Genomic DNA, 21,832 nt, shown 5'->3' with positions numbered 1-21,832 from the left:
GGGTCAGATCGTCACACCGGGCTCGGCGGCTCTCGGGGCGTACAGGGAACGCGGGATCAGCACGGCCCGCACCCTGGTGGCCCGATCGGCGCTCTGCCGCAGGCTCGTGAGAACGTCGCCCAACGGCTCGGCGAGGTCGTCCGTCGCCTCGCCGGGGCGGGCGTAGTTCGAGCGCTCGACCGCATCGGTGAGGTGTCGTATCGCCTCGGCCCCCACGCCGTTCTGCCGCACCAGTCCTGCCGCGCGCGTGCGTGGCGTGTCGGCGTCGGACACCGGGATCTGCAGGTCGATCAGGGTGTCCCGGAGTTCCGCCCATGCCGCAGCGGAATCTCCTCGACGTGCCCTGTTCAGCCGCGCTCGGCGTTCCACGAGCCGGATCAGTGCGGGAAGCAGGAGCAGCACGACGATGCCGAGGGCTGTGAAGACCACCGGCGTCGGGTCGAGGCGGCGCAGATCGTCGCCGCTGGCCGCGTCGCCGCCGGCATCGTTGCGGTCGATCTCGGGACCCGAGGTCTGCTCGGCCTGCGGTGCCGTGGTCGGGGCCGGGGCGGACGGGCTTCCGGAACCTCCGCCCTGCGTCGCTCCGGGGCGGAAGGCGGTGGGCACACCCAGAGACGCGGTGGGCTCGAACGGAACCCATCCGATACCGGGGAACAGCACCTCCGGCCAGGAGTGCAGCCGGTCGCTGGTCACGGAGAACACCGACTCGCTGCCGCGCTTCTCGTCGGTCAGCGAACCGGGAAGGTATCCGACGACGATGCGCACCTGCATGCCCAGGCTCTCCGCCATCAACGCGAACGCCCCCGCGAAATGGACGCAGTATCCCGACCGCGCCTCGAGGAACTCCGCGACGGCTTCCGCCCCGGTGCCGTCGAAGCCTTCCTCCACCGGGGTCTCCAGCGAGTAGGCGAACTGCGAGCGGAACCAGTTCTGCAGCGCGATGAGCCGGTCGTAGTCGGTGCTCGCCGCCGCGGTCACGTCGTCCGCGAGCTCACCGATGATCCCGGGGAGCTCGACCGGTTCGGCATCGGGATCGACGACGGGAGCGGCGGCATCGATCGCGCGGATCTGCTCGAGGGTGGGGATCAATCTCGACGACGTGACCGTGTAGTCGTTCCCGACGGCGTCCGCGCCGCGGGAGTACAGCGTGCGATTCTCGGGGGCGATCCTCCAGGCATTGCTGAGTCCCTGCACGGCGGTGGCGGGATAGGGCACCGGGAGCCAGGAACTCGACATCCGCAGCACGCGGATGGAGGTGTTCTGTTCTTCCGTCGCGATGTCCTCGCCCCATTCCGGGGGACCGAATCCGTCGTTCTGCGCCTGCAGGTCGCCGTCGTCCGGCTGCCAGACGCGGCCGTCGAAGCGCGAGAGCGTGGTCAGACGCAGGTACGGTGCCGTGTCGCCTTTCGCGGCAACGGTGAGGACTTCGACCGGATTGGGCTGGCGCAGGTCGTCTCCGAGACGCAGCGAGGCGTCGACCGTGACGCCGACCCCGTTGCCGGCGAGGCTCGCGGTGACGGGCAGCATCGGCGCGATGGCCACTGTCGTCGCCAGCGCGGCGGCTCCGAGCGCGACGGCCAACGACGTCGACGAGCGGCGCGGGGATTCCGGATGCCGGCGTGCGGTGTAGCGGAGGAGGAGCAGGGCGACCACGCCGAAGAGCAGGAACCAGGCCACGTTCGTGTCGCCGAGCGTGACGATCATCGGCACGGCGCCGATGACGCCGGTCAAGAGGACGGCCAGCACGGCCGAACGATGCGCGACGAGATGGTCGAGGAGGATCGCGACGACCGCGAAGCCGATGCCCATCACCGCAGCGAGGCCGGGGGAGGGATCCAACGGCGCGGATCCGAACACCACGGCCTCGACGGCGGAGGCCCCGAGCACGCCGAACAGCGTCAGCGTCGCCGATGTCGGGACGATCCCGAAGATGGCGGTGTCGCCGGCCACGAGCAGCGTCACGACGGCGATGGCGACCACGATCTGCACGGCGAAGGTGACGATGTCCTGCGCCCACGCCGCTCGTCGCCGCAGCAGGTGTCGCGTCAGCATCCCGGTGCCCGCCACGGCGACGATCACGGCGATCACGGTGAAGGACCACGCCCCGGGTCCGATCACCGAGGTGAACGGCCACATCGCCGTGAGCGCCGCCGTCGCCGCGAGTGCGCCGGGGCCGACGATGCCGGCCGGCTCCTCGTGGTCGCGGTGCCAGAAGGCCGGCCTGCGCGTGGCGACGGTCGGCGCCGGCGGGGCCTGCTCAGCGCGGAACATCGCCGACCCCGATCCGGGCCGAGACGGCGTCTTCCCACGCTGCGGGGATGTCGTCCCCGAGCGGGGCCACCGTCCATCCATGGCGGACGGAGGCCTCGGTGGCGCCGGGGAGCAGCTCTGTGCTGAACAGCATCGGTGCAGCGGCACCTGCTGAACGCAGCAGGGCCGCATCCTCCTCGTCGAGGCGGCCCGTGATGTAGACGAGCGGACCGGGCGGGGTGCCGCCGACGAGCGCCATCAGGTCACGGCTCTCTCCGCGCGGGGTGACCGTCGCGAGCGCAGCGAGCAGACCGTCGCGATCGTCTTCATGCCCGCGAAGCGCGCCGAGCAGCGTTCCTGCGCTGTCGAGAACGTCGACGCTGTACCCCTCCGATGCGAGGTGCACGGCCGCGGAGGCGCACAGGGAGACCGCTGCTTCGAAGGCGGGATCCTCGTCGGTGCCCGGTGCGCCCCAATGGCGCCCGCTGCGGTCGAGCACGACCACAGCGTCGGGGCTGGACTCCTCCTCTTCCTGACGCACCATCAACTGACCGCGATGCGCGGTCGCCCGCCAGTGGATACGGCGCATCGAGTCGCCCGGGATGTATCCGCGGGGCGAGAGGTTGTCGCTTCCCTGCCCGAGCCGGGTGGAGGAGGTGTGCGCGGTGCCGCCGGCGGCACCGACACGCACGGCCAGCGGAGCGAGCGCGAACACCTCGGGAACGACCGTCACGCTCCTCGTCTCGCCGAATGCCTGCTCGCGCTGCGCCAGACCGAACGGGTCGACTGTGCGCAGCATCAGCGGCCCGAGGGGCCAGACGCCGCGTCGAACACCGGTGATGAGGTACGTCAGCTGGCCGGTCTCGGGGGGATATTCACCGCCGGAGTCTCCGGAGACCGCGTCGGGGAGCACATCGTGCCAGAGCCCCCGCGGCACCCGGATCGCTCGCAGCGAGAACCGCACCGTCACTCGTGACGTCTCGGACACGGTCAGCAGATCGGTCGAGATCTGGCGGGTGACCGTTCCGGATCGTCGTGGCAATCGCACCGCCATGAGGGAGAAGAGCGTGACGGCCGCGAGCAGCACGCCGATGTAGAGCAGGACGCGCGTGCCGAGGAGGTTCGCGGCGATCATGCAGCCGAGCGCGGCGACGAGCGCTCCGGCACCGCGGCCGGTGAGGGATCGACGTCTTCGCATGATGAGGTCTGTCAGGAACGCGTCGCGACGGGGACACGCACCCGCTCGACGATCTGGGTGAGGGCGGCCTCGACCGGCTGCGCGCCGGCGCGATGTGCGCCCCTGGCCGGGAGCAGGCGGTGCGCCAGCACAGGGATGAGCAGCGCGGTGATGTCGTCGGGGATCACGTACTCGCGTCCGTCGAGAGCAGCCCACACCTTCGCGGCCCTGACCAGCTGCAGGGTGGCCCGAGGGCTCGCACCGAGATGCAGGTTCGGGTCGGAGCGGGTGGCTTGGGCGAGCGCGACAGCGTACTCCTCGAGCGCGGGGGCCACGTGCACCGAGCGCGCCCAGGCGATGAGGTGGGCGATGGACGCCGCGTCGGCGACGGGCGACACGGCCGCAAGGGGGCTGACGACATCACGCTGGCGCAGCATGAGAGCCTCGGCGGCGGCATCCGGATACCCCATCGAGATCCGCATCATGAACCGATCGCGCTGCGCTTCGGGCAGGGCGTAGGTCCCCTCCATCTCCAGCGGGTTCTGGGTCGCGACGACCAGGAACGGCTGGGGCAGCAGGTGCGTGGAGCCGTCGACGGTGACCTGCCCCTCCTCCATCGCCTCCAGCAGAGCGGACTGCGTCTTGGGGGAGGAGCGGTTGATCTCGTCGGCGATCACGATGTGCGCGAACACCGCGCCGCGCTTGAATTCGAATTCGCGATCCACGGGGTTGTAGACGGACACCCCCGTGACGTCGCCGGGCAGCAGATCGGGCGTGAACTGGATGCGGCGCACCGTCGCATCCACGCTCGCGGCGAGGGCCCTGGCGAGCATGGTCTTGCCGACCCCTGGAACGTCTTCGATCAGCAGGTGCCCCTCGGCGAGGAGGCATACGAGAGCGCTGCGCACCGCGTCCGGCTTGCCGTCGATGACCTGGCCGATCGAGCCGAGGATCGCAGACGTCTGTGCGGCGAACCTCTCGGCATCCATCGATACCGGGGTCAGGGGGGCGTTCTCTGGCATGCGTTCCCTCTCACGTCGGCGCTGCGGTGCGCGTGACTCGATCGTAACCCTGCACGGGGTGCGCCGCTCTGGCAGGTTCCCCTGAGGATGCACGTGGAGACGTGCGCGGTTCGGACCATCGCGCCGGTCGGGTTAGGATGGTTGACGGCTCTCCGCGTGGCGGCATCCAGGCCAATTCCCCCAGGGCGGAAACGCAGCAAGGGTAACCGGGCTCTGCTGGGTGCGCGGAGAGTCATTTTCTTTGTGCGGGCGTCTCGTTCGTGTGCGGGCGTCTCGCCCCGGGCGCACAGCCCTCTCGTGGCTGCACCTGCGACAATCGTCCGGTGACCGTCACCCCGCCGCCGCAGACGCAGCATCCGCTCGGCCGATTCGCCTCGCCGGTGCTGCTGCTCGTCGCGATGTGGGTCGTGCAGTTCGCCGACGCGATCCTCCCCGGCTCGTTCACCGGATTCGGGCTGCGGTCCTGGGACGTCTCCGGACTCGGCGGCATCGTGCTCGGGCCGCTCCTGCACGCGAACTGGCAGCATCTCATCGCGAACTCCGTCCCGTTCCTGGTGCTCGGCTGTCTCGTCGCGGTCGAGGGCACGCGACGGTTCTGGACCGTCACCGCGATCGTCGCCGTCGTCGGGGGCATCGGCACCTGGGTGTTCAACGCTCCCGGCACTCTGACGGTCGGGGCGTCGGGGCTGGTCTTCGGCTACTTCGGGTATGTCGTGATGCGGGTGTTCGCCCCCGGCCGTGCGGCGCACCGCATCCTGTACGCCGTGATCGCGATCGTCGTGATCGCGCTGTACGGCGGCTCGATGCTGGCCGGCGTCCTCGGCGTGGCCGACGGCATCTCCTGGCAGGGGCATCTGTTCGGGGCCATCGGAGGTGGCATCGCCGCCCTCGCCGGTCGCCGGCCGCGAACCGCCGGCGGAGCCCTCGCGCCATGAGCGCCGCACCGGCATCGCGGGCCCGACGCAGGCCGGCGGCGAAGAAGCCGGCAACCAGAGGCACGCGCACGAAGAGCACGACGAACACCAAGAAGACCAGGAAACGCCGCGGTCCCGGCGCGCGACGGCAGGCGGCGAATCGCCTGCGCCGGCGGAAGATCCTGCAGCGCATCCTGATCTCCGGGGGCGCCGTCGTCGTCGCCGTCGGTCTGTTCGTGCTCATCCCCCTGGGGCTCGCGCGCGATCCCGCGCCGATCTGCATCGACCGCCCGCAGACGTTTCCTGCGGAGGGCATCGAGGGATGGAGTGGTGAGCAGCTCGAGAACGCGGCGACCATCATCCGCACCGCCGCGGTTCTCGGCTACGCGCGTGAGGGGCAGATCCTCGGGGTGATGACGGCGATGGGGGAGAGCAGCCTGCGCAACATCGACTACGGCGACTGGGAGACGCGCGGATTCACCAACCCCGATGGAACCCGGACGACCAGCATCGGACTCTTCCAGCAGCAGGAGTGGTGGGGAAGCGTGGAGCAGCGGATGGATCCGGCGACCGCGACGACGCTGTTCTTCGATCGCCTCGGACGGCTCCCGGACTGGCAGACGATGGAGCCCTCCCACGCGATCCACCGGGTGCAGATCAACACCGACCGCGACTACTACTCGCGGTTCCAGGCGGATGCCACGGCGGTCGTCGATGCGATGTCCGGACCGTGCGAGTGACGTCGCGGCATTTGACCCGGTGAGACGCTCGGTGCGTTCATGGATGCCGCGCCTAAGCTGAAGTCGTGGCGCAGAGCATCTACATCACCTCGGCCGAAGGCCATACCGGAAAGTCGACGATCGCCCTCGGGGCGCTCGACGCTCTGATGCGCGTCTCGCCGCGGGTGGGCGTGTTCCGTCCGATCGCCCGCTCGGTCACCGCGCGCGACGAGATCCTCGAACTGATGCTCGCGCACGACGGGGTGAACCTCGACTACGAGGACTGCATCGGCGTCACCTACGACGATGTGAGGGCCGACCCGGAGGGCGCCCTGTCGACCATCGTCGCGCGGTTCAAGGCGGTCGAGGCCCAGTGCGATGCCGTCGTCGTCATCGGCAGCGACTACACCGATGTGGCCAGCCCTGCGGAGCTCGGTTTCAACGCCAGGATCGCCGCCAACCTCGGAGCCCCGGTGCTCCTCGTGCTCAGCGGTCGCGACCAGCAGCGCCAGGCCGAGCAGTTGGGGACCACCACGGCGCGGTCGGCCGCCGCGATCGCGCAGATCGCGGCGCTCGCCCTGTCCGAGTTGACGGAGGAGCGGGCGGAGCTGTTCGCCGTCGCGGTCAACCGCGCCGACCCGGAGGCGCTCGACGCCATCATCGAGGCGGTGCATGCCGCGCTCCCCGCGGAGAGCACGCCGGTATGGGCGATCCCCGAGGACCGTGCTCTCGTCGCGCCGTCGATCCGCGGCATCCTCGCGGCCGTCGACGGCACGCTGCTCAAGGGCGACGACGATCGTCTCACGAGGGAGGCGCTGACGATCGTCGTCGCGGGCATGTCGATGGTGAACGTGCTGCCCCGACTGACCGAGGAGGCGGTCGTGGTGATCCCCGCCGACCGCACCGAGGTACTGCTGGCTGCGCTGCTCGCCGATTCGTCCGGCACCTTCCCCCGCATCGCCGGCATCATCCTGAACGGGCCGTTCCCGCTGCCGGAGCCGATCGTGCGACTGCTCGACGGCTTTGCCTCGTCGGTGCCGATCATCACGACGGATCTCGGCACCTATGACACGGCGGTGCGCGTGATGAGCACCCGCGGACGCATCTCCGCCGATTCGCGCAGCCGCTATGACCGTGCGCTCGGCCTCTTCCAGGCGCATGTCGACATCGCCGAGCTCACCGAGCAGCTCGGCCTCGCCGAGGCTCACGTGGTGACTCCGCTGATGTTCCAGTACGGACTCATCGAACGCGCACGCGGGGACCGCCGCCGCATCGTGCTTCCGGAGGGGGACGACGATCGCATCCTGCGCGCCGCGGCCACGCTGCTCGCGAGAGAGGTCGCCGACCTGACGATCCTCGGCGACGAGGCAACCATCCGCGCCCGCGCCGTCGAACTCGGCATCGACATCACGGCGGCCCAGGTGCTCAGCCCGACCGATCCCGAGCTGGTCGAGCGTTTCGCCGCGGAGTACGCCCGGCTACGGGCCCACAAAGGCATCACGCTCGCCCAGGCGGCGGACACGGTGACCGACGTGTCGTATTTCGGCACGATGATGGTGCACCTCGGCCTCGCCGACGGGATGGTGTCGGGCGCCGCGCACACCACCGCTCACACGATCCGCCCGTCGTTCGAGATCATCAAGACCAAGCCGGGAGTGAACGTGGTCTCCAGCGTGTTCCTGATGGCGCTCGCCGACCGCGTGCTCGTCTACGGCGACTGCGCCGTGATCCCCGACCCGACCAGCGAGCAGCTCGCCGACATCGCGATCTCCTCCGCGACGACCGCCCGGCAGTTCGGCATCGATCCGCGCGTGGCGATGCTGTCGTACTCGACGGGGGAGTCCGGATCCGGTGCGGACGTCGACAAGGTGCGCGCCGCCACCGCCCTCGTGCGCGAACGGGCGCCCGAGCTCCCGGTCGAGGGGCCGATCCAGTACGACGCCGCCGCGGATGCGGCGGTGGCCAAGGCCAAGCTCCCCGGCTCCGCCGTGGCCGGACGGGCGACCGTGTTCGTCTTCCCCGACCTGAACACCGGCAACAACACCTACAAGGCCGTGCAGCGCTCAGCCGGCGCCGTCGCGATCGGCCCGGTGCTGCAGGGGCTCAACAAGCCGATCAACGACCTCTCCCGCGGTGCGCTCGTCGACGACATCGTCAACACGGTGGCGATCACGGCGATCCAGGCGCAGGGAGCCGAGCAGGCGGGAGAGGCGGCATGAGCGCCATCCTGGTCATCAACAGCGGCTCCTCCTCGTTGAAGTACAGCCTGATCGACATCGAGCAGGAGAATCTGCTCGCGAGCGGGCTGATCGAGCGCATCGGTCAGGAGATCAGCCCGGTCGCGCACACGGTGCGCCCCTCGGTCGACGGCGACGCCGTGCCGACCATGCTCGACGCCACCTACCGCAGTGAGAGGCCGATCGCCGATCACGCCGCCGCCTTCGAGGTGATGCGCGAGCAGTTCGTCACGCACGGTCCCTCACTCGACGAGCATCGCCCCGTCGCTGTCGGGCACCGCGTGGTCCACGGCGGCGCCCGCTTCTACGCCCCTACTCTGATCGATGCCGACGTGGAGCGGCAGATCGACGAGCTCGCGGTGCTCGCACCGTTGCACAACCCCGCGAACCTCGCCGGCATCCTCGCCGCGCGCGCCGTGTTCGACGGCGTTCCGCACGTCGCGGTGTTCGACACGGCCTTCCATCAGACGCTCCCTCCCGCCGCCTACACCTACGCGATCGATGCGGCGCTCGCCGCGGAGCACCGGGTGCGCCGCTACGGCTTCCACGGCACGAGTCACCAGTACGTCAGCGAGTCCGCCGCCGCGTTCCTCGGTCGTGACCTCGGGGATCTCCGGCAGCTGGTGTTCCACCTCGGCAACGGGGCCTCGGTGACCGCGATCGACGGCGGCCGCTCGGTGGAGACCTCTATGGGGCTCACCCCTCTCGAGGGGCTCGTCATGGGCACGCGCTCGGGCGACATCGATCCGGCCGCGCTCGTGCACCTGTCGCGCCGCGCCGGGCTGTCGATCGACGACCTCGATTCTCTGCTGAACACCCGCAGCGGACTCGCCGGTCTCGCCGGGCGCAGCGATATGCGCGACATCCTCGCGGGCGTCGAGGCAGGGGAGGACGCGGCGATGCTCGCGTTCGACGTGTACGTGCACCGGCTGCGCGCCTACGCCGGCGCCTACATCGCACAGCTGGGGGGAGTGGACGTCATCTCCTTCACCGCCGGCGTGGGCGAGAACGCCGCGCCGGTGCGTGCCGGTGCGATGGCGACGCTCGGCTTCGCCGGTGTGGAGATCGATCCCGCCAGGAATGCGGCACGAGAGCGCGGCATCCGCCGGATCTCCACGGATGCCTCCTCGGTGATGGTCCTCGTCGTGCCGACCGACGAGGAGCTGCAGATCGCGCGGCAGACGGCGGAGCTGCTCTGATCGCTGCGCCGATCCTCCCGCAGGGGTTACCCCGCGGCGCGCGACCGCATTACGCTTGCACAGTGGCACGGAGAGGTGCCGGCCCGACGATCGCCCTTCTCCTGGAGGCTCTGTGCCTGAAGCACTGCCCGACCTGTTCCACGCCGACGGCGTGCTCTTCGACCTCGACGGCGTGCTCACCCCGACGGCCGAGGTGCACATGCGCGCCTGGAAGGCCGTGTTCGACGATGTGTTCGCGCGATGGGGGATCACTCCGCCGTACACCGATGCCGACTACTACGACTACGTCGACGGCAAGAAGCGCTACGACGGCGTCGCGAGCCTGATGCACAGTCGCAACGTCGAGCTGCCGTGGGGCGACGTCGACGACGACCCCTCGGCCGAGACCGTGTGCGGTATCGGCAACCGCAAGAACGCCGCGTTCGCCGCATCGCTGCGCGGCCAGGGGATCGCGCCGTATCCCGGCTCGCTCGCACTCGTCGAGAGCCTGCATTCCGCCGGAGTCCCGCTCGGCGTGGTGTCGAGCTCCAAGAACGCCGAAGAGGTCCTGGGGGCCGCGGGCCTGCGCTCCTTCTTCCGGATCGTCGTCGACGGCGTCGTGGCCGAACGCGACGGACTCGCCTCCAAACCCGCCGCCGACATGTTCGCCGCCGGTGCCGTCGCCCTCGGGATCGACCCCGCCCGTGCGGTCGCCGTGGAGGACGCCACGTCCGGCGCCGCCTCCGCTGCCGCGGCCGGCTTCGCAACCGTGGTCGGCGTCGACCGTGGCACGGGTGCCGACGCCTTGCGCGCGGCCGGTGCCACCGTCGTGGTCGACGACCTCGCCGTCCTCCTTCCCTCTTCCCGCACCGACATCCCGGAGACCGCATGATCGACCGCGACCGCTTCCCCGTCGACCCGTGGCGTCTGATCGACACTCACTACTCGGAGGAGGGCGTCGGAGAGACGCTGTTCTCCGTCGGCAACGGCTATCTCGGCCTGCGCGGCAACCACATCGAGGGTCGCGGCGCGCAGGAGCACGGCACGTTCATCAACGGTCTGCACGAGACCTGGCCGATCCGTCACGCCGAGCAGGCCTACGGCTTCGCAGAGGTCGGGCAGACGATCGTCAACGCGCCGGATGCCAAGGTCATGCGCGTGTACGTCGACGATGAGCCGGTCTCGCTGGACGACGCCGATGTGCGCGAGTACCGGCGCACACTCGACCTGCGCACCGGCGTGCTGGAGCGCCACGTGGTCTGGGAGACCCCGTCCGGCAAGCGCGTGCGCATGCGGGACGAGCGCATCGTCAGCTTCGAGGAGCGTCATCTCGCCGTGCTGCGCCTCGAGGTCGTGGTCGAGAACGCCGACGCGCCCGTCACCATCAGCTGCCAGCTGCTCAACAGGCAGGACGGTGCGGGCGTCTATGCGGGCACACCGATCGGCACGAAGGCCGCGGCGTTCGACCCGCGCAAGGCCGAGAAGATCGCCGACCGCGTGCTGGAGCCGGCCGAGCACTGGCAGGACGGGCTGCGATCCGCGCTCTCCTATCGTGTCGCCGATTCGGGCATGACCGTCGCCGTGGTCGCCGACCACGTCGTCGAGACCGAGAACGAGTACAACGCCCGCACGCTGGTGGAACCGGACATCGCCAAGAACGTGTTCCGTGTGCAGGCGAAGGCCGGCGTGCCGATCACCGTGACCAAGCTCGTCAGCTACCACACGTCGCGAGGCGTGCCCCCGCGCGAGCTCGTCGACCGCTGCCGTCGCTCGCTCGACCGGGCGGCGGACGAGGGCGTCGAGACCGTGTTCCGTCGGCAGCGGGAATGGCTCGACGCGTTCTGGGAGCGCAGCGACGTGCAGATCGGCGGGCGCGACGACCTGCAGCAGGCCACCCGCTGGTGCCTGTTCCAGCTCGCCCAGGCCTCGGCGCGTGCCGACGGCGCCGGAGTCCCCGCCAAGGGCGTCTCCGGCTCGGGATACAGCGGGCACTACTTCTGGGACACCGAGATCTACGTGCTCCCGTTCCTCACATACACCTCGCCACGCTGGGCGTACAACGCGCTGCGCGCCCGTGTGCGCATGCTCCCGGCCGCACGTCGTCGGGCCGCGCAGCTCAACGAGGCGGGGGCGCTCTTCCCCTGGCGCACGATCAACGGCGAGGAGGCATCGGCCTACTACGCGGCCGGCACGGCGCAGTACCACATCAACGCCGACATCAGCTTCGCCCTGGGCAAGTACGTGCGTGCGACGGGGGACGAGGAGTTCCTGCGTCGGGAAGGCGCCGACATCGCGATCGAGACCGCCCGGTTGTGGGCGACTCTCGGCTTCTGGCGTGCCTCCCGGTTGATCGAAGGCATGCCGGGGGAGGGGACCGAGACGTTCCACATCCACGGCGTCACCGGCCCCGACGAGTACACGACGGTCGTGAACGACAACCTCTACACGAACGTCATGGCGCGCTACAACCTCCGCTACGCGGCCAAGATCGTGCGCGAGATCAGGGAGGGCTATCCCGACGACTACGTGAAGCTGGTCGACCGCACCGGCCTCGGCCCCGGCGAGGCCGAAGCCTGGGATCGCGCCGCAGAGGCCATGTACATCCCCTACAGCGAGGGCCTCGGCATCCACCCGCAGGACTCCCTGTTCCTCGAGCGTGAGGTGTGGGACCTCGCCAATACGCCCGCCGATCAGCGTCCGCTCCTGCTGCACTTCCACCCCCTCGTGATCTACCGGTTCCAGGTGCTCAAGCAGGCCGACGTCGTGCTGGCGCTCTTCCTGCAGGGCAATCACTTCACGCCAGAGGAGAAGAAGGCGGACTTCGACTACTACGACCCGCTGACCACCGGCGACTCGACTCTCTCGGCCGTCGTGCAGTCGATCCTCGCCGCCGAGGTGGGGTATCAGGACCTCGCGCAGAAGTACTTCGAGCAGTCGCTGTTCGTCGACCTGCACGACCTGCACCACAACGCGGCGGACGGCGTGCACGTCGCTTCCGCCGGCGGGGTGTGGACGGCTCTGGTGTGCGGTTTCGGCGGGATGCGCGACTACGCCGGCGAACTGAGCTTCGACCCGCGGCTTCCGGCGAGCTGGCCGTCGCTGTCGTTCCCGCTGCAGTGGCAGGGATCGACGCTGCACGTGACGGTGACTGCGGCCGAGCTGCGCGTGCAGTTGAGGAACGGACCCCCCGTTCCCTTCAGCGTGCGAGAGACCGCGTACATCGCGACCGTCGACGACGAGGTCGTCGTGCCGCTCGCGGATCAGGGTCCCCTGCTCCCCGGTCGTCCGACGCTCCGACAGTTCGCCGACGCTCGACGCGAGGACGGCACGCGCATGTCGGCATCCGTTCCCGTGATCACGACGACGATCCCGGTGATCGAGACGATCGACTGATGCTCGGGCCCGCCGAAGGTCGGTGGCACGCCGTAGGCTGTTGAGGTGACCACAGCCCTCTACCGCCGCTACCGACCCGAGACGTTCGGCGAGATGATCGGGCAGTCCCAGGTGACCGATCCGCTCATGACGGCGTTGCGCGGTGACCGGGTCGGCCATGCCTATCTGTTCTCCGGCCCCCGCGGGTGCGGCAAGACCACGTCCGCGCGCATCCTGGCGCGGTGCCTGAACTGCGCCGAGGGGCCGACCGACGTGCCCTGCGGCGTCTGCCCGAGCTGTGTGGAGCTGTCGCGGGCCGGCGGCGGATCACTCGATGTCGTCGAGATCGACGCGGCGAGCCACAACGGCGTCGACGACGCGCGCGACCTGCGCGAGCGGGCGACATTCGCCCCCAGCCGCGACCGGTACAAGATCTTCATCCTCGACGAGGCGCACATGGTGACGCCCCAGGGCTTCAACGCGCTGCTCAAGCTCGTCGAAGAGCCGCCGGAGCACGTGAAGTTCATCTTCGCGACCACCGAGCCCGAGAAGGTGCTGGGCACGATCCGCTCGCGCACCCACCACTACCCGTTCCGGCTCGTCCCGCCGGCCGCGATGCTCGAGTACGTCGCCAAGCTGTGCGCCGAAGAGGGCGTGATCGTCGAACAGGGCGTCCTCCCGCTCGTGGTCCGCGCCGGCGGCGGCTCGCCCCGTGACACGCTCTCGCTGCTCGACCAGCTGATCGCCGGCTCCGACGCCCCCGCAGGTTCGGAGACGGTCACCGTCGGCTATGCGCGCGCCGTCTCCCTGCTCGGGTACACGCATGCCGCCCTCCTCGACGAGATCGTCGACGCGCTCGCCGCGGGCGACGCGGCGACCGCGTTCCCCGCGATCGACCGGGTCGTGCAGACCGGGCAGGACCCCCGTCGCTTCGTCGACGATCTGCTCGAGCGTCTGCGCGATCTCATCGTGATCGCGGCGGTCGGCGCCGGCGCATCCGCCGTCCTGCGCGGTATCGCCGAAGACGACCTGGAGCGCATGCGCGCCCAGGCCGCAGAATTCGGCTCCGCACGCCTCTCGCGCACGGCCGACGTGGTGAGTGCGGCACTCGACGACATGTCGGGAGCCACATCTCCGCGCCTGCATCTCGAGCTCATGGTCGCACGGGTGCTCGCGGGAGCGACGGATGCCGCCGTGGCTGCGCCCGCGCCGGCGGGGGAGCGTACCGCGGTTCCCGCTCGACAGGTCGCGACCCCGGCAGCGTCGGCGCCTTCCGCGTCATCCACGATCGGGGCTTCGGCCGGTTCATCGGCTCCCGCGGCCCCGGCGGCGTCTGCGGCTCCCGTCAGCCCGGCCGCTACCACGCAGACGCCGGAGCCGGTCGTCGTCGAATCCGCTCCTGCTTCGGCTGCCCAGACTCGGGTCGTCGAGCAGGCGGCGAGCGAGAGCGTCGGTGCGGTATCCGACGGTGCCGCACCGGAACCCGCGGCTCCTGCGGAACCCGCGGCTCCTGCGGCATCGCAGGGACCGGTCACGTTCGAGCGCATCCGCGCCGCGTGGCCCGCCGTGCTGACGCGGCTCGAGAGCATCAGCCGCACGTCGTGGCTGCTGGCCACGGCCGTGCAGCCCCTGGCGTACGTCACCGAGACCGAGGTGCTCACGCTCGGATTCACCAGCCAGCACGATGTCGCCAAGTTCAAGGGCACGACCCCGGGCTCAGGGCCTTCCGACCACCTGCGTTCCGCGATCGAGAACGAGCTCGGCGTCCGCGTGAAGTACCTCCCCGCCCCGATGCCGACCGGGGGTGCCCCGCGCCAGCCGGCGTCGTCCGGATCCTCGGCACCGACTGATTCCGCTCCCGCATCGGAGCCTGCGTCAGCGCGTTCCCCTCGTTCGCAGGTCCGTGGCGCGTCCGCATCGTCGGTGACGGAGTGGGCCGTCGCGTCGATTCCGACCGCGAACGAGGAGTCGGTGCGCGACGCTCCGATACCGTCCGCGCCGCTCCCCGTCGACGATGAGCCCGAAGAGGTCGAGGCAGCGGCCTCGGCACCGGTTCCCCCGTCCGACGGTGTCATCGATCGCGACGAGCCGCCGCTGCCCGGCGACGACGAGGCTCCGGCCTACGACGATGAGCCTCCGTACGACCCCTCGTACGAGCCGCCGGCCGACCCGTCCGTGTCGCGCGGGGCTGCTCCTGACCGGTCGGCGCCGCAGACGCAGCGCACCGCCGTCGCCACTCCGCCGGTCGTCATCGAGCGTTCGCCCTCCGTCGGAGGAGTGCAGCGCTACGGTGAGGCCGTGATCCGCCAGGTGCTCGGCGCGACATTCCTGCGCGAAGAGCCCTACGAGCCCCCGACGAGGTTCTCCTGATGTACGACGGCATCGTTCAGGAGTTGATCGACGAGTTCGGTCGGCTCCCCGGCATCGGCCCGAAGTCCGCGCAGCGGATCGCGTTCCATATCTTGCAGACGCCGACGTTCGACGTCGCTCGTCTCGCTGAGCTGCTCAGTGAGATCCGTCTCCGCGTGCGGTTCTGCGAGATCTGCGGCAACGTCGCCGAGCAGGAGCGTTGCGCCATCTGCCGCGACCCGCGTCGCAGCCAGGCGCTGATCTGTGTGGTCGAAGACGCCAAAGACGTCGCCGCCATCGAGCGCACCAGGGAGTTCCGGGGCCTCTACCACGTCCTCGGCGGAGCGATCAGTCCCATCGCCGGTATCGGACCGGACGACCTGCGCATCGCCCAGCTCATGACCCGCCTCGCCGACGGCACCGTGCAGGAGGTCATCCTCGCCACCAACCCCAATCTCGAGGGGGAGGCGACCGCGAGCTACCTCAGCCGCCTGCTGACGACGATGCAGATCACGGTCTCCCGTCTCGCTTCGGGCCTGCCCGTCGGCGGCGACCTCGAGTACGCCGACGAGGTCACCCTCGGCCGCGCCTTCGAAGGCCGGCGCATCCTGTGAGCCCCCACACGGGCTTCTCACGTCGTGGCTGGCTCCTCTTCGGTGCCATGGCGCTGCTGTGGGGAGTTCCGTATCTGTTCATCAGCGTCGCGGTCGAGTCGTTCTCGCCACCGGCGATCGTGGCGGGGCGCACGCTCATCGCGGCTCTGCTGCTGCTGCCGTTCGCCCTCCGCAGCGGTGCGCTGCGTGCGGCTCTGAAGCACTGGCCGTGGGTGCTCGCGTTCGGCGTCGTCGAGATGGCGGGCCCCTTCCTGTTGCTCGGGCACGCCGAGATGACGCTGCCCTCCGGCATGACGGGCCTGCTGGTGGCGACCGTGCCGCTGTTCGCCGCTCTCATCGCCCTCGGCGGTGGCGACCGTGGCGTGCTGCGGCCGGCCCGCGGGATCGGTCTGCTCGTCGGGTTCGTCGGTGTCGCGGTGGTGGTCGCGGGTCCCGGGCTCTTCGGCGGTGAGGTCAGTCTTCTCGCGGCCGGCGAGGTGCTGCTGGTCGCGGTGCTGTATGCGACCGCGCCCTTCATCGTCGCTCGCAAGCTCAACGATGTGCCGTCCCTCGGCACCATCACCCTCTCTCTTCTCATGATCGGGATCTTCTACCTCCCGATCGGGTTGCTCACTCAGCACGAGGCGCCCACTCTGCCGTCGATCGTCGCGCTGCTCGCGCTCGCCGTGATCTGCACGGCGGTGGCCTTCCTGGCCTTCTTCGCGCTCATCCGCGAAGTCGGTCCGGTGCGCGCGCCACTGTTCACCTATGTGAATCCGGTGGTCGCGATCGTCCTCGGAGCCCTCGTCCTCGCCGAGCCGTTGACCCCCGGCCTGCTGCTGGGCTTCCCGCTGATCATCGTCGGGTGCTGGTTCGCCGCCACAGGTGGTCGGCTGCGGCCGGTCTCTCCCCAGGCTCTCCCGCCCTCCCTCTGAGCCGCGCCCCGCACCTCCTGCCGCGCGCCGCGCCGCGCACCTCCCACTCCGAGTCGTCGAGTGCACGGCTTGCTGTCGAGCGCACGGCTTGCTCACGCGAACATCCTGTGCACTCGGCGACATCCTGTGCACTCGATGCACCGCGGCCTGACACATGCGCAACGGGGCATACGCGCCGATCGTAGAATGAGCGTGGGCGGATCCGCCCGTCATCCCAGGGAGTGATCGTGGCCCTCATCGTGCAGAAGTACGGCGGCTCGTCCGTCGCCGACGCAGAGAGCATCAAGCGCGTCGCCAAGCGCATCGTCGATACGCGTCGTGCCGGTCACGACGTGGTCGTCGCCGTGAGCGCCATGGGCGACACCACCGACGAGCTGCTCGATCTCGCCAACGAGGTCGCACCGATTCCCGCGCCGCGTGAACTCGACATGCTCCTCTCCAGCGGAGAGCGCATCTCGATGGCGCTGCTGGCCATGGCGATCCACTCCATGGGCTTCGAGGCGCGGTCGTTCACGGGCAGCCAGGCGGGCATGATCACCGACTCGCAGCACGGTGCCGCCCGCATCGTCGATGTCACGCCCGTGCGTCTGCGCGAAGCTCTGGACGAGGGCGCGATCGTGATCGTCGCCGGGTTCCAGGGCTTCAACCGCGACACCCGTGACATCACCACGCTCGGTCGCGGCGGGTCCGATACCACCGCCGTCGCCCTCGCCGCCGCGCTCGATGCCGACGTCTGCGAGATCTATAGCGACGTCGACGGCATCTTCACCGCCGATCCGCGCGTGATCCCGAAGGCACAGAAGCTCGACCACGTCTCGAGCGAGGAGATGCTGGAGCTCGCCGCCAACGGGGCCAAGGTGCTGTACATCCGCGCCGTCGAGTACGCACGCCGTCACGGCGTCCTGATTCACGCCCGGTCGACGTTCTCGTCGGCCGAGGGCACATACGTTCTGGGCGAGGGTATGAAGAACCCCCGCGAAGCCGAGGGAGCAGTCATGGAAGAACCGATCGTCGCCGGCGTCGCCACCGACTTCAGCCAGGCCAAGATCACGGTCGCGGGCGTGCCCGATGTGCCGGGCAAGGCCGCCGAGATCTTCAAGATCGTCGCGAAGTCGGGTGCGAACGTCGACATGATCGTGCAGAACGTCTCGGCCACCGGACGCACCGATATCTCCTTCACCGTTCCCAAGGCGGATGCGGCGGCCGCCCTCAAGGCCCTCGCCGGAGAGCAGACCGAGGTCGGGTTCCAGAACCTGATCCACGACGACCAGATCGGCAAGCTGTCTGTCGTCGGCGCGGGCATGCGCACGCACTCGGGTGTCTCCGCGACCCTCTTCGAGGCGCTGTCGGCCGGGGGGATCAACATCGAGATGATCTCGACCTCGGAGATCCGCATCTCGGTCGTGCTGCGCGACACCGACCTCACCGAGGCCGCGCGCACCGTGCACACCGCCTACGGACTCGACGGCGACGCCGAAGCCACGGTCCACGCCGGCACCGGCCGCTGATCTCCGCCGTTCATCGCCGTTTTCCTGCCGACTCCGTGCCCCATCGGGACGCAGCGCCGGCAGTTCGTGAGACCACGGTAGACTCGCCGAAACCCTGACACCGGCGCCAGGCGCAGCTTCAACACCCCGACGCCGCGCCCGAAGCCTCGTACGCAGTACCGCACGACGCCAAGGAACATCATGACCCGCATCTCCGATTCAGGACTCTCCGTCGCCATCGTCGGCGCCACCGGCCAGGTGGGCACCGTGATGCGCGAGATTCTCGCCGAGCGGTCGTTCCCGATCCGCGACCTGCGCCTGTTCTCCTCCGCGCGCTCCGCCGGCACGGCCATCGAATTCGGTGGCGCGACGGTCATCGTCGAAGACGTCGAGACGGCGGATGTCGCGGGCATCGACATCGCCCTGTTCTCGGCCGGAGCCACCGCGAGCCGCGCTTATGCGCCGCGCTTCGCCGCCGCCGGCGCCGTGGTCGTCGACAACTCCAGCGCCTGGCGCATGGACCCCGAGGTCCCGCTCGTGGTCAGCGAGGTCAACCCGCACGCGATCGACGAGCGCCCCAAGGGCATCATCGCGAACCCGAACTGCACCACGATGGCCGCGATGCCGGTGCTGAAGGCCCTGCACGCCGAGGCCGGTCTCGAGCGTCTGATCGTGTCGACCTACCAGGCTGTCTCCGGCTCCGGCCTCGCCGGTGCCCAGGAGCTCCTCGGCCAGGTCGAGGGCGTGCTCGCACAGGGCGACACCCTCCGCCTCGTGCACGACGGGTCGGCGGTCGACTTCCCCGAGCCCGAGAAGTACATCGCGCCGATCGCGTTCGACGTGATCCCGTTCGCCGGCAACCTCGTCGACGACGGCGACAACGAGACCGACGAGGAGAAGAAGCTCCGCAACGAGAGCCGCAAGATCCTCGAACTCCCGGACCTCCGTGTCGCGGGCACCTGCGTGCGGGTGCCGGTCTTCACGGGGCACTCGCTGTCGATCAACGTCGAGTTCGCCGGCGACATCACGCCCGAGCGTGCGCGCGAGGTGCTGAGCGTCGCTCCCGGTGTCGTGCTCGACGAGGTTCCCACCCCGCTGCAGGCCGCGGGGAAGGACCCGAGCTTCGTCGGTCGCATCCGCGCCGACCAGTCCGCCCCCGAGGGCAAGGGGCTCGTGCTGTTCCTCAGCAACGACAACCTGCGCAAGGGGGCGGCGCTGAACGCCGTGCAGATCGCCGAGATCCTGGCAGAGCGCCTGGCGGTCATAGCCTGACGGTATCCCCGCGATGTGGAAGCGGTCTGACCGGGCCGTGCCGCATGGTCGGCGGTGGCGTGCCCGCGAACTAGACTGGTTCGGTGACTGAAAACGTCGATGTCGTCCTGATCGGCGGTGGCATCATGAGCGCCACCCTGGGTACTCTCCTGCACGAGCTGCAGCCGGAGTGGAAGATCGTCGCCTTCGAGCGACTCTCCGAGGTGGCTCAGGAGAGTTCGAACCCGTGGAACAACGCCGGCACGGGGCACGCCGCACTGTGCGAGCTGAACTACATGCCGCAGCAGGGTGATGCCCCGCTCGACCCCGCCAAGGCGGTCTCGATCAACGAGCAGTTCCAGCAGAGCCGGCAGTTCTGGTCGTCGCTGGTGGAGAAGGGCGTGCTCGATGCGCCGTCGACCTTCATCAACGCGACGCCGCACATGACGTTCGTGCGCGGTGAGAAGGATGTCGCGTACCTCAAGAACCGGTACGAGGTACTCAAGAAGCAGCCGCTGTTCGCGGGCATCGAGTACAGCGAGGATTCCCGCGTCATCAACAAGTGGGCGCCGCTCCTCATGCAGCAGCGCGTGAAGGGCGAGCCGTTCGCCGCGACCCGCGTTCCCGCGGGCACCGACGTCGATTTCGGCGCCCTCACGCACCAGCTGTTCGACCACCTGACCGACTCCGGCGTCACGCTGCGCACCAACCACGAGGTGCGCAGTCTGAAGAAGCAGAAGGACGGTACCTGGCTGGTCAAGTACCGCAACAGCATCGGTCACACCCCGAGCGAGGTCAAGGCGCGCTTCGTGTTCGTCGGGGCCGGCGGCTGGGCTCTCAAGCTGCTGCAGAATTCCGGCATCCCGGAGATCAAAGGCTACGGCGTCTTCCCGATCGGCGGCCAGTTCCTCAAGACCACCAACCCGACGATCGTCGCCCAGCACAAGGCGAAGGTGTACTCGCAGGCGTCGGTGGGTGCTCCGCCCATGTCGGTCCCGCACCTCGACACGCGTGTCGTCGACGGCGAGGCCTCGCTCATGTTCGGGCCGTTCGCGACCTTCAGCCCGAAGTTCCTGAAGAACGGGTCGATGCTCGACATCGTCTCGCAGGTGCGCGCGCACAACCTGCTGCCGATGCTGCAGGTGGCGGTGAAGAACCCCGATCTCATCACGTATCTCATCAGCGAGCTGCTGAAGAACCACGCCAAGAAGGTCGACAGCCTGCGTACGTTCATGCCGACTGCGAAGGACGAGGACTGGACGCTCATCGACGCCGGCCAGCGCGCCCAGGTCATGAAGAAGGACCCGAAGAAGGGTGGCATCCTGCAGTTCGGCACCGAGGTCGTCGCGGCGGCCGACGGGTCGATCGCGGGTCTGCTCGGTGCTTCTCCGGGCGCCTCGACCGCCGTGCCGATCATGCTCGATCTGCTCAAGAAGTGCTTCCCCGCGGAGTACCCGGGTTGGGAGCCCGAGCTGCGCGCGCTGATCCCCACGTTCGGCGAGAAGCTGAACGAGAATCCGGAGCTCGCCGAGAAGTCGACCGCAGCGACCGCAGCCGCACTCGGCATCAACGTCTGAGGTCGCACCGTGGCGAAGCTCTACTTCCGCTACGGCGCGATGAACTCCGGAAAATCGACCGCCCTGCTGCAGGCCGCCTACAACTACGAGGAGCGCGGGCAGCACGTGCTTCTCGCGAAGCCGGCGATCGACACCAAGGGGGCATCCGAGATCGAGAGTCGACTCGGCGTCACCCGTCGGGTCGACTTCCTGATCGATCCCGATGACGACGCGCGTGCGATCTTCGCCGCACATCGCGGGCGCATGCAGCATGCGTCGGATGATGAGCTGCTGCCGGAAGGGCCGAGCGACGTCGCCTGCCTGTTGATCGACGAGGCGCAGTTCCTCACGCCGACCCAGGTCGATGATCTCTTCCGCATCGCGGTGGTCGACGGAATCCCGGTCATCGCCTACGGCATCCGCAACGACTTCCTCACTCATGCCTTCCCCGGATCCGCGCGACTGCTCGCGATCGCGCACTCGCTGGAGGAACTCAAGACCATCTGCCGCTGTGGGCGGAAGGCCGTGTTCAACGGTCGCGTCGTCGGTGGACGGTTCGTGTTCGACGGCGACCAGGTCGCTATCGACGAGGGCGCGACCGGATCGGCCTCGCCGGAGCTGACCACCTATGAGTCGCTCTGCGGTACCTGCTACCTCGAAGAGTCCGGTGGTCGCCTGGGCTGAGGCCGGCCCGATCCGTCGAGGCGCCCGTCGGCCGCTGCCGTCGCGCAGCCGTGCACAATCCAGGAAGACAGTCGGCCCCGTGCCGCGGTGAGCCGTCTGCGACGCACG

At 69.5% G+C, this 21,832-nt stretch carries 16 protein-coding genes and 1 other RNA gene; 14 read left to right on the top strand and 3 right to left on the bottom strand.

What is annotated here, in order from left to right:
• Positions 1-3 precede the first annotated feature (3 nt).
• Genes MicroSTF_RS07420 through MicroSTF_RS07410 form a run of 3 tightly spaced genes read right to left on the bottom strand, consistent with a single transcriptional unit; the run spans position 4 to position 4,449 of the window.
• The gene (locus MicroSTF_RS07420) at positions 4-2,271 is read right to left on the bottom strand and encodes a DUF3488 and transglutaminase-like domain-containing protein (RefSeq protein WP_322954546.1); all 2,268 of its coding nucleotides are present in this window, start codon (positions 2,269-2,271) and stop codon (positions 4-6) included.
• Positions 2,258-3,448, bottom strand: a complete 1,191-nt coding sequence (locus MicroSTF_RS07415; protein WP_322954544.1) for a DUF58 domain-containing protein — start codon at positions 3,446-3,448, stop codon at positions 2,258-2,260. The genes MicroSTF_RS07420 and MicroSTF_RS07415 overlap by 14 nt, the downstream gene beginning before the upstream one ends.
• Before the next feature lie 11 nt (positions 3,449-3,459).
• Positions 3,460-4,449 (bottom strand): AAA family ATPase, encoded by a 990-nt coding sequence (locus MicroSTF_RS07410; RefSeq protein ID WP_021199148.1) that lies wholly within the window; start codon positions 4,447-4,449, stop codon positions 3,460-3,462.
• A gap of 143 nt (positions 4,450-4,592) precedes the next feature.
• On the opposite strand from MicroSTF_RS07410, the gene ffs reads away from it, so the two are divergent.
• From ffs to MicroSTF_RS07340, 14 genes are all read left to right on the top strand, one after another.
• Positions 4,593-4,689: signal recognition particle sRNA small type (ffs, locus tag MicroSTF_RS07405), an RNA gene on the top strand.
• 83 nt (positions 4,690-4,772) lie between these two features.
• Entirely contained in the window at positions 4,773-5,384 is a 612-nt protein-coding gene (locus MicroSTF_RS07400) for a rhomboid family intramembrane serine protease (RefSeq protein WP_322954541.1), read from the top strand.
• On the top strand, positions 5,381-6,103 hold the full coding sequence (locus tag MicroSTF_RS07395; protein WP_322954539.1) for a hypothetical protein: 723 nt from the start codon (positions 5,381-5,383) through the stop codon (positions 6,101-6,103). The genes MicroSTF_RS07400 and MicroSTF_RS07395 overlap by 4 nt, the downstream gene beginning before the upstream one ends.
• Positions 6,104-6,168: 65 nt before the next feature.
• Positions 6,169-8,301 (top strand): phosphate acetyltransferase, encoded by a 2,133-nt coding sequence (gene pta, locus MicroSTF_RS07390; protein WP_297555949.1) that lies wholly within the window; start codon positions 6,169-6,171, stop codon positions 8,299-8,301.
• Positions 8,298-9,518 carry an acetate kinase gene (locus tag MicroSTF_RS07385; protein WP_322954537.1) on the top strand — a complete coding sequence of 407 codons (1,221 nt, stop codon included), beginning with the start codon at positions 8,298-8,300 and terminating at the stop codon, positions 9,516-9,518. Before pta ends, MicroSTF_RS07385 begins: the two co-directional genes overlap by 4 nt.
• 112 nt (positions 9,519-9,630) lie before the next feature.
• A complete protein-coding gene (locus MicroSTF_RS07380; RefSeq protein WP_021199143.1) occupies positions 9,631-10,389 on the top strand; it encodes an HAD family hydrolase in 759 nt (252 codons plus the stop codon).
• Positions 10,386-12,890, top strand: coding sequence for a glycoside hydrolase family 65 protein (locus MicroSTF_RS07375; RefSeq protein WP_322954534.1), 2,505 nt, complete (start codon positions 10,386-10,388; stop codon positions 12,888-12,890). Before MicroSTF_RS07380 ends, MicroSTF_RS07375 begins: the two co-directional genes overlap by 4 nt.
• Positions 12,891-12,935: 45 nt before the next feature.
• Positions 12,936-15,239, top strand: coding sequence for a DNA polymerase III subunit gamma and tau (locus MicroSTF_RS07370; RefSeq protein WP_021199141.1), 2,304 nt, complete (start codon positions 12,936-12,938; stop codon positions 15,237-15,239).
• Complete coding sequence (gene recR / locus MicroSTF_RS07365; RefSeq protein WP_021199140.1) at positions 15,239-15,832, top strand: recombination mediator RecR; 594 nt, start codon at positions 15,239-15,241, stop codon at positions 15,830-15,832. The genes MicroSTF_RS07370 and recR overlap by 1 nt, the downstream gene beginning before the upstream one ends.
• Positions 15,829-16,746: a DMT family transporter gene (locus MicroSTF_RS07360; protein WP_029267277.1), complete on the top strand. Its 918-nt coding sequence runs from the start codon at positions 15,829-15,831 to the stop codon at positions 16,744-16,746. Before recR ends, MicroSTF_RS07360 begins: the two co-directional genes overlap by 4 nt.
• Positions 16,747-16,973: 227 nt before the next feature.
• A complete protein-coding gene (locus MicroSTF_RS07355; RefSeq protein ID WP_029258718.1) occupies positions 16,974-18,254 on the top strand; it encodes an aspartate kinase in 1,281 nt (426 codons plus the stop codon).
• Between the two features lie 180 nt (positions 18,255-18,434).
• Positions 18,435-19,505: an aspartate-semialdehyde dehydrogenase gene (locus tag MicroSTF_RS07350; RefSeq protein ID WP_021199137.1), complete on the top strand. Its 1,071-nt coding sequence runs from the start codon at positions 18,435-18,437 to the stop codon at positions 19,503-19,505.
• An 83-nt stretch (positions 19,506-19,588) separates the two neighbouring features.
• Positions 19,589-21,061, top strand: coding sequence for a malate:quinone oxidoreductase (locus MicroSTF_RS07345; RefSeq protein ID WP_021199136.1), 1,473 nt, complete (start codon positions 19,589-19,591; stop codon positions 21,059-21,061).
• A 9-nt stretch (positions 21,062-21,070) separates the two neighbouring features.
• Entirely contained in the window at positions 21,071-21,724 is a 654-nt protein-coding gene (locus tag MicroSTF_RS07340) for a thymidine kinase (RefSeq protein ID WP_021199135.1), read from the top strand.
• Positions 21,725-21,832 lie beyond the last annotated feature (108 nt).

The organism is Microbacterium sp. STF-2, from assembly GCF_034650155.1.
GTDB classification, from domain to species: Bacteria; Actinomycetota; Actinomycetes; order Actinomycetales; family Microbacteriaceae; genus Microbacterium; species Microbacterium maritypicum_A.
The sequence above is the reverse complement of the archived record's forward strand: the minus strand, read 5'-3'. Positions and strand labels throughout refer to the sequence as shown.

What these genes read in the sequence shown, in the direction of transcription:
- MicroSTF_RS07420 (WP_322954546.1), bottom strand. Translation starts at nt 2,271, where the DNA reads ATGTTCCGCGCTGAGCAGGCCCCGCCGGCGCCGACCGTCGCCACGCGC.
- MicroSTF_RS07415 (WP_322954544.1), bottom strand. Translation starts at nt 3,448, where the DNA reads ATGCGAAGACGTCGATCCCTCACCGGCCGCGGTGCCGGAGCGCTCGTC.
- MicroSTF_RS07410 (WP_021199148.1), bottom strand. Translation starts at nt 4,449, where the DNA reads ATGCCAGAGAACGCCCCCCTGACCCCGGTATCGATGGATGCCGAGAGG.
- MicroSTF_RS07395 (WP_322954539.1), top strand. Translation starts at nt 5,381, where the DNA reads ATGAGCGCCGCACCGGCATCGCGGGCCCGACGCAGGCCGGCGGCGAAG.
- MicroSTF_RS07385 (WP_322954537.1), top strand. Translation starts at nt 8,298, where the DNA reads ATGAGCGCCATCCTGGTCATCAACAGCGGCTCCTCCTCGTTGAAGTAC.
- MicroSTF_RS07375 (WP_322954534.1), top strand. Translation starts at nt 10,386, where the DNA reads ATGATCGACCGCGACCGCTTCCCCGTCGACCCGTGGCGTCTGATCGAC.
- recR (WP_021199140.1), top strand. Translation starts at nt 15,239, where the DNA reads ATGTACGACGGCATCGTTCAGGAGTTGATCGACGAGTTCGGTCGGCTC.
- MicroSTF_RS07350 (WP_021199137.1), top strand. Translation starts at nt 18,435, where the DNA reads ATGACCCGCATCTCCGATTCAGGACTCTCCGTCGCCATCGTCGGCGCC.